Origin of the sequence: uncultured Lactobacillus sp., assembly GCF_944327175.1 — a bacterium.
Taxonomy (GTDB): domain Bacteria; phylum Bacillota; class Bacilli; order Lactobacillales; family Lactobacillaceae; genus Lactobacillus.
Genome location: NZ_CALVGT010000058.1, coordinates 36,528 through 51,089 on the forward strand (window position 1 = coordinate 36,528; position 14,562 = coordinate 51,089).

The 14,562-nt window shown below is 51.8% G+C and carries 13 protein-coding genes; all 13 read left to right on the forward strand.

Annotated elements, in window-relative coordinates:
• The first annotated feature begins 5 nt into the window (after positions 1-5).
• The 13 genes from ftsL (at position 6) to Q0J41_RS07930 (ending at position 14,562) form a co-directional block, all read left to right on the forward strand.
• Complete coding sequence (gene ftsL, locus Q0J41_RS07870; RefSeq protein WP_296228171.1) at positions 6-362, forward strand: cell division protein FtsL; 357 nt, start codon at positions 6-8, stop codon at positions 360-362.
• Positions 362-2,524 (forward strand): penicillin-binding transpeptidase domain-containing protein, encoded by a 2,163-nt coding sequence (locus Q0J41_RS07875; protein ID WP_296228173.1) that lies wholly within the window; start codon positions 362-364, stop codon positions 2,522-2,524. Before ftsL ends, Q0J41_RS07875 begins: the two co-directional genes overlap by 1 nt.
• Before the next feature lie 7 nt (positions 2,525-2,531).
• Positions 2,532-3,491 (forward strand): phospho-N-acetylmuramoyl-pentapeptide-transferase, encoded by a 960-nt coding sequence (gene mraY, locus Q0J41_RS07880; protein WP_296228175.1) that lies wholly within the window; start codon positions 2,532-2,534, stop codon positions 3,489-3,491.
• Positions 3,492-3,498: 7 nt separating this feature from the next.
• Complete coding sequence (murD, locus tag Q0J41_RS07885; RefSeq protein ID WP_296228177.1) at positions 3,499-4,881, forward strand: UDP-N-acetylmuramoyl-L-alanine--D-glutamate ligase; 1,383 nt, start codon at positions 3,499-3,501, stop codon at positions 4,879-4,881.
• A 1-nt stretch (position 4,882) separates the two neighbouring features.
• Positions 4,883-5,995 carry an undecaprenyldiphospho-muramoylpentapeptide beta-N-acetylglucosaminyltransferase gene (gene murG, locus Q0J41_RS07890; RefSeq protein WP_296228179.1) on the forward strand — a complete coding sequence of 371 codons (1,113 nt, stop codon included), beginning with the start codon at positions 4,883-4,885 and terminating at the stop codon, positions 5,993-5,995.
• Between the two features lie 23 nt (positions 5,996-6,018).
• The gene (locus Q0J41_RS07895) at positions 6,019-6,864 is read left to right on the forward strand and encodes a cell division protein FtsQ/DivIB (protein ID WP_296228182.1); all 846 of its coding nucleotides are present in this window, start codon (positions 6,019-6,021) and stop codon (positions 6,862-6,864) included.
• Positions 6,865-6,922: 58 nt separating this feature from the next.
• Positions 6,923-8,305, forward strand: a complete 1,383-nt coding sequence (ftsA, locus tag Q0J41_RS07900) for a cell division protein FtsA (RefSeq protein WP_296228184.1) — start codon at positions 6,923-6,925, stop codon at positions 8,303-8,305.
• A 15-nt stretch (positions 8,306-8,320) separates the two neighbouring features.
• Positions 8,321-9,679 (forward strand): cell division protein FtsZ, encoded by a 1,359-nt coding sequence (gene ftsZ, locus Q0J41_RS07905; protein ID WP_296228186.1) that lies wholly within the window; start codon positions 8,321-8,323, stop codon positions 9,677-9,679.
• A 14-nt stretch (positions 9,680-9,693) separates the two neighbouring features.
• A complete protein-coding gene (locus Q0J41_RS07910) occupies positions 9,694-10,140 on the forward strand; it encodes a cell division protein SepF (RefSeq protein ID WP_296228188.1) in 447 nt (148 codons plus the stop codon).
• A complete protein-coding gene (locus Q0J41_RS07915) occupies positions 10,140-10,442 on the forward strand; it encodes a YggT family protein (protein WP_296228190.1) in 303 nt (100 codons plus the stop codon). The genes Q0J41_RS07910 and Q0J41_RS07915 overlap by 1 nt, the downstream gene beginning before the upstream one ends.
• Positions 10,442-11,239 carry a YlmH/Sll1252 family protein gene (locus tag Q0J41_RS07920; RefSeq protein ID WP_296228192.1) on the forward strand — a complete coding sequence of 266 codons (798 nt, stop codon included), beginning with the start codon at positions 10,442-10,444 and terminating at the stop codon, positions 11,237-11,239. Before Q0J41_RS07915 ends, Q0J41_RS07920 begins: the two co-directional genes overlap by 1 nt.
• A gap of 318 nt (positions 11,240-11,557) precedes the next feature.
• Complete coding sequence (gene ileS / locus Q0J41_RS07925) at positions 11,558-14,353, forward strand: isoleucine--tRNA ligase (RefSeq protein ID WP_296228194.1); 2,796 nt, start codon at positions 11,558-11,560, stop codon at positions 14,351-14,353.
• Entirely contained in the window at positions 14,353-14,562 is a 210-nt protein-coding gene (locus tag Q0J41_RS07930; RefSeq protein WP_296228196.1) for a cold shock domain-containing protein, read from the forward strand. Before ileS ends, Q0J41_RS07930 begins: the two co-directional genes overlap by 1 nt.

Here is a 14,562-nt window from a genome sequence, read left to right on the forward strand (position 1 = left end):
CCACAATGGCTGGAAACACAGTTAGAAAATATAATTATGAACCAGAAGAGGAAGCCCGGAAAAGTCCTCGTTTGGTGGTTGACCCGCAGAAGGTGCCGTACTCAGCTTTTGAAAAGCTGCTGGCCGCTGTAGGTTTGCTTGGAGCAGCGGCTTTGATTACCTTGAACGTGTCTGCCAGCGTTTCGGCGACTTATGCCCAGCGGCAGTTAACCAACGTCAAGGAATCAATTACCAAGCAAAAGAACGCAACGACTGACTTGCAGCAGGAAATTGGCGAGTTGTCGTCAAATACCCGCTTGAACAAGATCGCCCAAAGTCAAGGACTGAAGTTGCGTGAAAATAACATTAGGACAATTCGCTAATGAAGAAGACCACTAATTTAAGAAAAATAAAATCCAGAGCACACGGCTATCGCTTTACAGTTGGGAGAATTCTAGAGCTAGTCGTTGCTTTGGTTTTTCTTTTTTTTGCTGGTCGCATGCTCTATCTGTCGATTTCCAAGACCATTGACGGCCAGGACATCAGCAAGAGAACTGCCGCGATTTACCGGCGAAACACTGTTTTGACGGCTAACCGGGGCACGATTTATGACAAGAACGGCTTGATCATTGCCCAGGATTCCCACACCTACACGGTCTACGCGATTTTGGACAAGACTTATGTTGACTCCAATAAGAAACCGCTCTATGTCCAGGATAAGGAGAAAACGGCTGAAAAGCTGGCCACGGTTTTGCCGCTTTCTAAGGCTAAAATCCTTAAGTATCTGAACCCGAAAAATAAAAACACCTTCCAGGTTCAGTTCGGGACGGCCGGATCTGGTTTAACCTTGACTGAGAAAAAGAAGATCCAGGCCATGCACCTAACCGGGATCAAGTTTATGGAGACGCCGTCTCGTTTGTATCCAAATGGGGTTTTTGCCTCAAACGTGGTTGGCTACACGGTTTCAAAGAACAATTCCAAGACGCAGACGACGGAACTGGAGGGGGTCACGGGTCTTGAAGCCTACTTTAACAAGATCCTCAAAGGGACCAACGGTTATGAGACCAGCATGGTTGACTCCACGGAAAACCAGCTGCCAAGTGGGTCTCACTCCTACAAGGCAGCTAAAGACGGGGACAATCTGTATTTGACGATTGACTCTCAGCTGCAAAGTGCCCTGGAGTCCTACATGAGCGAGGTGCAGAAGAACTACAAGCCGAAAGCCATGACAGCTGTTATTGAAGACTTGAAGACAGGGAAGATCCTGGCTGCTTCCCAGCGGCCAACCTTCAACTCCCAGACCAAGGCCGGGATCAGCAAGGCGGGCAGCAACCTCCTGGTCCAGTCCAGCTATGAGCCAGGTTCTGTTTTCAAGATCCTGTCCCTGGCGGCCGCGGTCAACAGTGGCAACTATAATCCCAAGCCCTACTTCCGGTCAGGATCGATCACTGTTTCCGGCTCCACCATCTATGACTGGCAGAAGTCCGGCTGGGGAACAATTCCGTTCTCCCAGGCCTTCCCGCGCTCCAGTAACGTCGGGATGGTCTACCTGGAGAAGAAGATGGGGGCCAAGCTCTGGCGCAAGTACCTGGAGATGTTCCGGATCACCCACAAGACCGGGATTACCCTGCCAGGTGAAGTTTCAGGCAGCATGCCTTTCTCAAGTCCGGTTGACCAGGCGGTAACTTCCTTTGGTCAAGGGGTCACGGTCAACGTCATGCAGATGATGCAGGTATACAGTGCCCTGGCCAACAACGGGCAGATGGTTAAGCCGCAATTGGTGGAAAAAATCACCAATTCTTCGGACAAGACGGTCAAGAGCTACAAGGTCCAGAAGGTTGGCAAGAAGATTTTTACGGCCCAGACCAGAAAAGTAGTCATGCAGAACATGAAGAAGGTTTTGGACAAGGAAATCGGGACTGGCCACATCTATTACATGAAGGGCAAGGACTTCGTGATCAAGACCGGGACGGCCCAGATTGCCAAGTCAACAGGCGGCTACATGACCGGGGACCGGAACTACATCTTCTCAGTCGTGGGGATTACCCCAACTGACAATCCCCGTTACTGCATCTACTTGACCATGAAGCAGCCAAGCAAGCTGGGCAGCGGGGCCGAAACTATCCTAGCCCAGATCTTTAAGCCGATGATGAGCCGGCTGGTGCTTTTGAACAAGGGCGACAAGTCAGCTTCTGCCGTGGTCAAGGTACCGAAATTCACCGGCATGACTTACGCCAAGGCCAAGAAGACAGCGACCTCAAATGGTCTCAACCTGGTCCGCCTGGGGACTGCTTCTAAAGTTCTAAGTCAAAAGGCAGCGGCGGGCGAAACGGTATCCGTCGGCAGCACTGTCTTTGCCTTGACCAGCGGCAAGATCACCCTGCCGGATTTGACTGGCTGGACTGAAAGCCAGCTGGAGGCTTATGCCTCCCTGGCTGGAATCAAGCTGCAGCTGTCAGGCAGCGGCAAAGTCAAGTCGCAAAGTCTGGCCCAGGGGACGGTAGTTAAATCAGGGACGAAATTGAAAGTAGAGTTAAAGGAGTAATAGATCGATGCAAGCAAGTTTGATTGCTTTTATGATTTCACTGGTATTAAGCGCCTTGCTTTTGCCATGGTTGATTATCTGGATGAGAAGCCACGACGAAGGCCAGCAGATCCGGGGTGAAGGGCCAAAGTGGCATGAGAAGAAGTCGGGGACGCCGACCATGGGGGGGACGGTCTTCGTTCTTTCAGCGGCCTTAGCAACGATCGCCATCTGCGCTTATAAGGGCCAGCTGACCAAGACGGTCTGGATTTTGTTAGTTGCTCTTTTGGGTTACGGGGTTATCGGCTTCCTGGATGACGGTTTGAAGCTCTTTTTCAAGCGGAACCTGGGTCTTAGAGCCTGGCAAAAAATGGCCCTGCAGCTGGTCGTAGCTGCCGGGATCGTTTTGCTGGCAGCCAGTGACAACTTTGACTTTGGCCTCTACCTGCCTTTTGCCGGGGTGGTCAAGAACATGGCCCTCTTTACCTTGTTTGAAGTCTTCTGGCTGGTCGGCTTTTCAAACGCCGTCAACCTGTCAGACGGCCTGGATGGCCTGGCAACCGGCTTGTCCTTTATCGCTTACGGCACCTATGCCTGGCTTGCTTTTAAGAGTCAGAATTTTGGCGTTCTGGTCTTCTGTATGGCGGTAATGGGGGGCTTGGCAGCCTTCTTTATGTTCAACCACAAGCCGGCTAAGATCTTTATGGGGGATGCTGGTTCCCTGGCCCTCGGGGGCGGTTTGGCGGCGGTCAGCATCTTCTTGGGCCGGCCATGGTCCTTGCTTTTGATCGGGATTGTCTTTGTCTGTGAAACGGCCAGCGTTATTTTGCAGGTCGCTTCCTTCAAGACAACTGGCAAGCGGATTTTTAAAATGACGCCAATCCACCACCATTTTGAAATGCTGGGCTGGTCCGAATGGAAGGTCGACCTGGTCTTCTGGCTGGTTGGACTGATTGGCAGCGGAATTTATTTGATGATTTGGGGATAATTAAACGATGAAAGAAATCGATAAATATGCTGGTAAAAACATTCTTGTTTTAGGTCTGGGCCGGAGCGGCTTCTCGGTCAGCAAGCTGCTCCTCAAGCTGGGCGCGCGCCTGACTTTAAATGATAAGGCGGACCTGGCTGCTGACCCTAAGGCCAAGCAGTTAGCTGACCTGGGCGTCAGAGTAATTGGCGGCAGTCACCCAGTCGACCTGTTTGACCAGGAAAAGTTTGACTACCTGGTTAAAAATCCCGGCATCCCTTATGAGAACCCGATGGTGGCCAAGGCCAGCGAAAAAGGGGTTCCCATCATCACTGAACCTGAAGTTGCTTTAACTGCCAGTGAGTCGCCTTACGTCTGCGTCACCGGGTCAAACGGCAAGACCACCACGGTCATGCTGACTCAGCAGATCATGGACCACTACCTGCAAAAGCAGGGCCACCACGCTTACGCGGTCGGCAACATTGGCTGGCCGATTTCTGAAGTAGTTTTAGACCAAGCCGGCCCAGATGACCTTTTGGTCGTGGAAATGTCCAGCTTCCAGCTGATGGGGGTAACTGACATTGAGCCAAAGGTAGCCGCCATCGTTGACATCTACAACAATGTCCACCTGGACTACCACAAGACTTTTGACAACTATGTTGATGCCAAGCTGAACGTTGGCCGCTTCCAAAAGGCCAGCGACTACTTCCTGGCCAACTTTGATCAAAAGGACATCCTGGCTAAAGAAGAAAAGGCGACTAAGGCCAAGATTCTGACCTTCAGTGAAAATGATCCAGCCGCTGACTTCTACATCGGCCAGGACCACTTGATGCATGGCGAAGAAAAGATGATGAAGATTGCCGACATCAAGCTGCCGGGGATCCACAACCTGCAGAACTCCCTGGTTGCCATCGGCATCAGCAGCTTGATGGGGGCAGGCAAGGACGACATCGCGGCCGTTTTGTCCACCTTCACCGGGGCTGAACACCGCCTGCAGTATGTGACCACCCTTGACGGGGTCAAAGTCTACAATGACTCCAAGTCAACCAACATTGAAGCGGCCACCGTGGCCATCCAGTCCTTCAAAGAGCCGGAAGTCCTTTTGGCCGGGGGCCTGGACCGGGGCTTTGTCTTTGACTCCCTGATCGATTTGTTTAAAAAGCACGTCAAGGCCATCGTAACTTACGGGGAAACCCGCTACCTGCTGGCTGACGCGGCCAGAAAGGCTGGGATCAAGACTATCGTGGTTGTTGACAACCTGCATGAAGGGGTTAAGGCAGCATCCAAGCTGGCTGAAGCCGGCGACATCCTGCTCTTTTCACCGGCCTGTGCTTCCTGGGACCAGTTCAAGACCTTTGAAGAACGCGGCGAATATTTTGTCAAGTATGTAAAAGAATTGGAAGAGAAATAAAATGAGAGTTATTTTTTCTGGTGGCGGCACGGGCGGCCACATTTATCCCATCATGGCCTTGATTGAACGCCTGAAGGAAGAAGGCATCTGCCAAGACGATGAGATTTTGTTCGTTGGCACCAAGAAGGGGCTGGAATCCAAGATCGTGCCTGCCGCCGGGGTCAACTTTAAGACCATTGACATCCAGGGATTTGACAGAAAGCACCTGCTGAACAATGTTAAGACTATCCAGCTTTTTTTAAAGGCTACCAAGCGGGCCAAGGAAATCCTGGCTGACTTTAAGCCGGACGTTGTCCTGGGGACAGGCGGCTACGTCAGCGGGGCAATTGTCTACGAAGCCAGCAAGATGAAGATCCCGACCATGATCCACGAGTCCAACTCCGTGGTCGGGGTGGCCAACAAGTTCTTAGGCCACTACGTGGACAAGATCTGCTACACTTTTGACGACGCGGCCAAGGAATTTCCAGAAAAAAAGAAGCTGGTCAAGACCGGCAACCCTCGTTCCCAGCAGGTTTTGAGCTTAAACGCCAAGCTAGTTGACTTGGAGGGCGATTTGGGTCTTAACCCTCAGATCCCGACTGTCCTGGTCTTCGGAGGTTCCCGGGGGGCCTTGGCCATCAACCGGGTCATGCTCAAGTCTTTGATGGAGCTGAAGAAGAAGCCTTACCAAGTGATCTGGGCAACCGGGACTTACTACTATGACGCAATTGAAAAGAAGCTGGCTGAAGTTGACTACGGCAACTCCATCAAGGTCGTGCCGTATATCGCCAACATGCCAGGCCTTTTGCCCGAAATGACCTGCGTTGTTTCCCGGTCCGGGGCAACCAGCCTGGCTGAATTCACGGCTTTAGGCGTGCCGGTGATCTTGATCCCTAGTCCTAACGTGACCCACAACCACCAGATGAAGAATGCCATGGACCTGGAAAAGGCCGGGGCGGCTTTGGTGATTGCTGAAGACGACTTGAACGAAAACACCTTCGTATCTTCAATCGACCACTTGCTCTTGGACCGGAGCTATGCGGAAAAAATGCGGCAGGCTTCCAAGGCCTTGGGCGTGCCAGATGCGTCTGACCAGGTCATCAAGGTCATGAAGGAAATTTCCAAGAAAAACTGATGAAAAAAGATTAGGAGGAAGCAATGGCTCGCAAACGGATAACCCGCAGAGACCCGGAAGAGGAGCTCTCTAAATTCTTACGCCACGAACCTGGCCAGGGGCAGGAAACACGCAAATTGTCGAGCCAGCTTACTTCGCTTAAGAAAGAACGCCGGCGGGGCCTCTTGACCCGGCTGGGTTCGATCATGGCCGTCTGCCTGCTGGCCATCGCTTTTTTAACCTACTACGTCTTGCCTTTAGCTGACGTATCAACGGTGAGGGTGCTCGGAGCCGATGACCTGGATGGCAAAAGCATGGTGGAAGTAGCCCAGATCAAGGCTTCTGACAAGGTCGTTGATGCCTTGCGGGGGCAAAAGAAAATCAGCAAGAAGCTGGCCGCTAAATATCCTGAAGTGGCTTCGGTCACTTTATCAGTTAAGGGGCTGAACACTTTGAACATGCGGGTGCATGAGCGGAAAGTGATTGGCTACATTAAAGACGGGTCCAGCTACCGGAAGATTCTCGCTAATGGAGAACTGGGGACTAAGAGCTTGACCTGGAGCGAGGTCGACCACGTCAAGCCGCTTTTTATCGGCTACAGCAAGCAGGTGGCCTTGAAGACCAACCTTAAAATTTTTAACTCTTTTCCTGAATATTTCAAAAAGCAGGTCAAGATGCTGTCTGGCAATACCAGACGCAAAACCCAGATGATTCTGGTCATGAAAGATGGCAATGTGATAATCGGCAACACTGAGACGATAAAATCCAAGGTTAAGTACTATAACTCGATTAAACAGGATTTGACAACCAACAGTGTCATTGACATGGAAGTCGGTGCCTTTACCCGCCCTTTGACCAGCGCGGAAAAAAAGGCCTACGGCTTGTCTTAATTTTGTATCTTTAAAGAATTATGATATTATCTGAATATTAGAATTGGGGGAAGGAAACTTGGATAATTCAACTTTGTTAGTTGGTTTGGACATTGGGACCACGAGCATCAAAGTCGTTGTTGCCGACGCCGCTCATCAAGAGCTGCAGGTTTACGGGGCAGTTGCCGCTCCTACGCGGGGGATGCGGCATGGCAAGATCGTCGATATCGATCAAGTTGCTGAATCTGTCAAAAATGTGATTCAGCAGGTCAGCGAGAAGACCAATAGTAAGATCAACCGGGTAGTGACTTCCTTGCCAGTCAGCATGCTGCAGCTGGAGAATACAACCGGTCTGGTCAACATTTCTGATTCTGGCAAGGAAGTTGCCAATGAAGACGTGCAGCAGGTCATGTATGCCGCTATCAAGGCTGCCAAGAAAAAGGACCGGCAGGCCGTGGCCTTCTTCCCCAGCCGCTTTTTGATCGATGGGGAAAAGGACGTTGATGACCCGCGGACCATGATTGCCCGCTCCCTGCTCGTGCAGGGGTTGGTAATGACGGCGCCGTCAGCGGAAATTCACAACATCAACACGGTTTTGAATCACGCCGGCATTCGGAACAACTTCTTTGTTCCGGCTCCGATGGCTGTTTCCAGCGTGGCGCTTGATGAAGCTGAAAGAACTTTTGGGGCTATCCTTTTGGATATGGGCGGCGGCAGCACGACTGCCACGGTTATCCGCGACGGCCAGATCAAGTACGCCACGGTTGACCTAAAGGGGGCTGCCGACATTACCCATGATATTTCCGTGGTTTTATCAACGACCATGAGCGATGCTGAAGCCTTGAAGCGGGACTACGGCTATGCCGACCCGGACCTAGCTTCAGAAAATGAAAAATTCGCGGTTAAAGCCGTGGGGAAGGACGAAAACAACCTGGTCAGCGAGAAGTATCTCAGCGAGATCATCAACGCCCGCCTGCAGCAGATCCTGCGCCGGGTCGGCCGGGGCCTGTACAACCATGATGCCCTGTCTCTTCCAGCCGGGGTCATCATCACTGGCGGCAGCGCTCTTTTGGCCGGGATTGATGAATTGGTTGCGGCCGACTATGATGTCAAGGCCAAGATCTATCAGCCGGCCCAGATTGGCTTGCGCAATCCGGTTTATTCAGTGGCCTACGGGATCGTCAACTATGCCAACAACTTGAGCGATATTGGCTACCTGGCCAACACCGTAATTTATCGGGATTCAGCTCTTGCGTCAAATGAGCGGCTGGCCAGCGCCGGAAATAGTCAAAAAAATGCTAAAAGAGTGACACGGAAAGCTGAAAATGACACTGAATTAGCTTATAATAAGACTAAGCATGATAGGGAAGTAGACACTGAAACCCGGCATGAAGAAAAGACTAATAATAACGAAAATAAAAACAAGGGCTTAGCTGCATTTTTCAGAAAGTTCTTTGATTAAGGGTGGTAAACGTAGATGGCTTTGGATTTTACTTTTGATTCAGATGACAACAACAACGCAGTTATCAAAGTAATTGGCGTTGGTGGGGCGGGCGGCAATGCCGTTAACCGGATGATTGAAGACGGCGTGCAGGGCGTCTCCTTTATCGCGGCCAATACCGATGTACAGGCTTTGAACAGCAACAATGCTGAAGTTAAGATTCAGCTGGGGCCGAAACTGACCAGGGGCTTGGGGGCAGGTTCACATCCTGAAACCGGGCAAAAGGCCGCTGAAGAAAGCGAAGAAACGATTGAAGACGCACTTAAGGGTGCTGACATGATTTTCATCACTGCCGGTATGGGCGGTGGTACTGGTACTGGGGCTGCCCCGGTAATCGCCAAAATTGCCCGGGAAACTGGCGCTTTGACAGTTGGGGTGGTTACCCGCCCATTCAGCTTTGAAGGCCCTAAGCGGTCCAAGAACGCCGCTGAGGGGATCGCCAAGCTAAAGGAATACGTTGACACCCTGGTTATCGTTGCCAACAACCGGCTTTTGGAAATCGTTGACAAGAAGACGCCGATGATGGAAGCCTTCAAGGAAGCTGACAACGTCCTCAAGCAGGGTGTCCAGGGCATTTCCGACCTGATCACTTCAACTGACTATGTGAACCTGGACTTCGCCGACGTCAAGACGGTCATGGAAAACCAGGGGGCAGCCTTGATGGGGATCGGCCGGGCAAGCGGTGAAAACCGGACGGTAGAAGCAACCAAGATGGCGATTTCCTCACCACTTCTGGAAGTTTCAATTGACGGGGCCAAGCAGGTCCTCTTGAACATCACTGGTGGTCCGGACTTGACCCTGTTTGAAGCCCAGGATGCTTCAGAAATCGTTTCAACGGCTGCCGGCGAAGACGTTAACATCATCTTCGGTACGGCCATCAACCCTAACCTGGGCGATGAAGTCGTGGTTACGGTGATTGCTACTGGGATTGACGACGAAGCTGAAGCTGCTGCGTCTAAGCAGTTGCCAGGCCGTGGCCACCAGGTGAGCGCTCCTAGAGAAAAGCCGGCTGCGCCAAAGATCCTGACTCCAGAAGAGCCAGCTCCAGCTGCGCCTGTTCAAGAAGCGCCAGTTCAAGAAGCGCCGGAAAAGCCGGCCAGCCCGGTTAAAGAAGAGAAGCCAGCCATGATGGACCCGATCAGCGTTTGGGGCCTCAACGACGATGACTACTCAAGACGGCAAAACCCGGAAGAACAAAAGCGGCAGGCTGAAGAAAAGGAAGCGGCTTTGGATGCTGATCCAAGCAGCACGATTTCACAAATTGACATCAACACCGATTACGACGATGATGATGATGACGATATTCCGTTCTTCAAGCACCGCCGGGACCGGTAAAGGAGGCAGAGTAAATGAACAACAAGTTTAAGGACTTTTTCGGCTTCGGCGACAACGATTCCTACGAAGAAAGAGATGCCTACGAGGAAAATTACGACGAACAAGAAGAAATGCAAAACAGCTACCGGCCAACAAATAGCCGTGACAGCAATGTCGTATCTATTAAGGCCGGCCAGGCTGGCAGCGGCCCAAGCAAGATCGTCCTTTACGAACCGCGGGTATATTCTGACGCTAAGGAAGTAGCCCAGAACCTGCTCAATCAAAAGGCGATCATCATCAACTTCAGCCGGATGGACGACGCTTCTGCCCGCCGGGTAGTTGACTTCATTACTGGGACGGTTTACGCCCTTAATGGTGAAATCCAGCGCGTCGGCGACAAGATCTTCCTGGCTACTCCGCCGAAGTTTGAAACTGACGGCAAGATCACTGAACTGCTTGATAAGAAAGATACTTTAGGTTAATGCAAACATTTTTGGTTTTTTTGTACCGGCTGCTCCACTTCATCTGTGAAGCATACAGCCTCTTGATCATTATTGATGCCTTTATGTCTTGGATACCGGCAATCAGCGAGTCAGCGGCTGGCCGCTGGATCGACCGGATCGTCAACCCCTTTGTCAAACTTTTCCGACAGGGGCCGATCCTGCGCTTGGTCTACGCGACTGGCATTGACATCTCACCAATGATTGCACTGTTTGTGATCTACTTTGTCCAAAGCGTTGCCTTGGGCTGGCTCTTCAACATTTTAGGGAGGATTTTCCTGTGATGGACAAGCGGCAGGCCAGCAGCTTTTACCCACATTTTGCAATTGAAGAAAGACCAACAATTGACCAATTTGTTGGTCTTTTTAATCGTCTCTTGTTTACTGGCCAGGCCTTTTTAACCGACTTCCTGGACCCCCGGCAAAGGCAGATCATGGAGACGGTCGCCGGCGGGGAAGCCATCGTGCAGGCTTTTGGCGGCTATGAAGAGGCAGAAAAGTGCCGGCTCTACATCAGCCTGGAATGGGAGAACCTGCAGCCGGACAACTACCAGGTCCAGCTCTTTGAAATCGAATACCCGCAAAAGTTCGCCAGCCTCCGCCACAGCCAGATTCTGGGCAGCTTGGCCAATTCTGGGGTAAAAACAGATACTTTTGGCGACATCATCACTGACGGGCAAGGCCGGTGGCAGTTTTTCGCGGAAAAAGAACTGGCTGACTTTTTCGCCAGTCAAATTGACCGGATGGGGCCAGTCAAGGTCCGCCTGGAAGAGAAGCCGTTAAAAGACCGCCTGGAAGCAGAGGACAATTCCGAGATCATTACCGCTGTGGCTTCCTCCATGCGCCTGGACGCGGTTTTAGCGGCTCTAAGCAATAAGTCCCGCAGCCAGGTCAAAGAGGCCCTGGAAGCCGGCGAGGTCCGCTTAAACTGGCATGAAGAAATGAAGGGTGAAAGCCTGCTGAAAGTTGGCGACATCTTGAGCCTGCGCCGCTTTGGCCGGGTCAAGCTCTTTTCTGTCCAGCCCAGCAAAAAAGGCCGCCTGCGGGTGGAAGGCCAGTTTTGGCCGGCAAAAAGACAATAAATATTTGACAAAGGGCCGGTTGATGCCTTAAACTCTTTTACTGTAGATAGAAAACTTTTTTCATTGTTTTTTTATCTCTTACATAATTACGATTAATAAATCAGACTGACAGTCCTGCTTTATGGCGACCTTAGCGAGTTAATGATGGTGGAAGATTAACACAAGCCTGCGAGCGATCAGCTGCCGATTGGTCTGAGCGGGGGCCGGCACGATAAGCCGGCATAAGTGGGGCCCTTCGGGGCTCAATTTAGGTGGTACCACGATAGTCTCGTCCTATTTTAGGATGAGGCTTTTTATTTTAGCGAAAGGATTTTTTATATGCGGGTTAAGGATACGCTGAACCTGGGTAAAACCAAGTTCCCGATGCGGGGCAACCTGCCCAAGCGGGAAGCAGAATGGGAAAAGAACTGGGAAGACCAGAAGTTTTATGAAAGACGCTTGAAGCTCAACGAAGGTCATGAAAGATTTGACCTTCACGACGGCCCTCCATTTGCCAACGGCAACATCCACATGGGTCACGCCTTGAACAAGATCACTAAGGACATCATCGTCCGGAGCAAGAACATGGAAGGCTACTACGCTCCTTACGTTCCGGGCTGGGATACCCACGGCTTGCCAATTGAACAGCAATTGACCAAGCAGGGCGTTGACCGCAAGACCATGGACCGGGCTGCTTACCGGGAACTTTGCCGGAAGTTTGCCATGGAGCAAGTTGAAAAGCAGCGGACTGACTTTAAGCGCTTGGGCGTCATGGGCGACTGGGACCACCCTTACATCACCCTTTTGCCGGAATTTGAAGCCGCTGAAATCCGGGTCTTCGGCAAGATGTACGAAAATGGCTACATCTACCAAGGCAAGAAGCCGGTTTACTGGTCCTGGTCCAGTGAATCAACTTTGGCTGAAGCTGAAGTCGAATACCACGACGTGGAATCACCTTCAATCTACATCTCCTTCCCGGTCAAGGACGGCAAGGGCAAGCTGAGTGAAGAAAACACCTACTTCTTGATCTGGACGACCACCCCATGGACTATTCCTTCCAACCAAGGGATCGCCGTCAACCCGAAGTTTGACTACTCAGTCGTTGAAGTTGGCGATCGCCGCTACGTTGTCGGCACTGACCGCTTAAGCGCCGTAGCCGAAATCTTGGGCTGGGGCGACTACAAGACCGTTCAGCATCTTAAGGGGACGGACATGGAATACATGGTGGCCAAGCACCCTTACATCGAAGGCCGCGAAAGTCTTTTGATGGAAGCCGTCTACGTTACTGACGATGATGGTACCGGCCTGGTCCACACCGCTTCCGGCTTTGGTGAAGACGACTACAACACCGCCATGCGCTATGGCTTTGACGTTTTGTCCCCAATGGACAACAAGGGCTGCTTCACTGAAGAAATTCCAGACCCAGACCTGGTTGGCAAGTTCTACACGGACACCAACGAAATCGTCAAGGACAAGCTGGCCGCTGCGGGCAACCTTTTGCACTACAGCACCTTTGTCCACTCCGCCGCTCACGACTGGCGGACCAAAAAGCCGGTAGTCTACCGGGCAACCACCCAATGGTTTGCTTCAATCTCCAAGTTCAGAGACCAGATCCTGGACCAGATTGAAAAGACCACCTTCTACCCATCTTGGGGCAAGACCCGCCTTTACAACATGATCAAGGACCGGGGCGACTGGGTAATTTCCCGCCAACGTGCCTGGGGCGTGCCTTTGCCGATCTTCTACGCTGAAGACGGCACGGCTATCGTGACCCATGAAACTATCGAACACGTGGCTGACCTCTTTGCCAAGGAAGGCTCCAACGCCTGGTTCACCCACCCGGTTGAAGAGCTTTTGCCAGAAGGCTTTACTTCAGAACACTCACCAAATGGCAAGTTCACCAAGGAAACTGACATCCTGGACGTTTGGTTTGACTCCGGGTCATCTTGGAGCGGGATCCAGGCTCTGGGCAGAGACGTTCACTACCCGACTTCCATGTACCTGGAAGGCAGCGACCAATACCGGGGCTGGTTCAACTCCAGTTTGATCACCAGCGTGGCCACTAACGGTGTTGCTCCTTACAAGTCAGTCCTGTCTCAAGGCTTTACTTTGGATGGGCAAGGGCGGAAGATGTCCAAGTCCTTGGGCAACACGATCGCCCCTAACGACGTCATCAAGCAAATGGGGGCAGAAATCATCCGCCTCTGGGTTGCTTCTGTTGACGCTTCCGGCGACGTCGGCGTTTCAATGGACATCCTGCGCCAGGTTTCAGAAGGCTACCGGAAGATCAGAAACACCTTCCGCTACATGCTGGCCAACACGGCTGACTTTGATCCGGAAAAGGACCGGGTTGCTTACAAGGACCTGCGCAAGATCGACCAGTACCTGGAAGTCAAGCTCAACGACCTGGTTGCCGAAAGTATCATCAACTACGACAAGTATGACTTTGCTAACGTTTACAAGCTGGTCTTCAAGTTCATCACCAACGACTTGTCTGCCTTCTACCTGGACTTCGCCAAGGATGTCCTTTACATCGAAGGCAAGGACAGCCACGCCCGCCGGTCAATGCAGACGGTGATCTACGATGCCGCTGTCAAGCTGGCTAAGATCCTGGCACCAATTTTGCCGCACACCATGGGCGAAGTTTGGGGCTACTTGAAGGAAAAAGAAGAAGACGTCTACCTGTCCAACTTCCCTGAAATCGAAGACTACGCTAACGCTGACGACTTGAAGGAAAGCTGGAGCGAATTCATGAAGCTCCGCGATGACGTTTTGAAGGCTCTGGAAGAAGCCCGGGACCAAAAGCTGATCGGGAAGTCCTTTGAAGCCAGCGTAACTGTTTACCCAAGTGAAGAAGCCAAGGCTGCTTTGGACAAGCTGGCTGGCGAAGACTTCCGGGAAATCTTGATTGTTTCCAACTTGGTCATGGGTCAAGGCGAAGTACCTGCTGATGCCAAGAAGTTTGATCACGCTAGCGTAGTCGTCCGCCGGGCCGAAGGCGAAGTCTGCCCACGCTGCCGGATGTACCGGACTGACCTGGGTGCTGACAGCCGCCTGCCACAATTGTGCGGCCGCTGCGCGGCTATCGTGGCCGGCGACCACCCGGAAGTACTTGAAGAAGGCCTGGAAGACTAATGCGGACCGGAGTTGTAAAACAATTTGCCGATAAAGCAAGTTTTGGCTTTATCGAAGACGATCAAAATCACAAATCATATTTTGTCTTTTATACTGCCATCAAGGAGGAGGGCTATAAGAGGCTTGAGGTCGGCCAGCGGGTAAGATACCAGCTTGCCCAGGGTAAACACGGCCTGCAGTGCATCAACGTTTACTTGGCCAAAGACTAA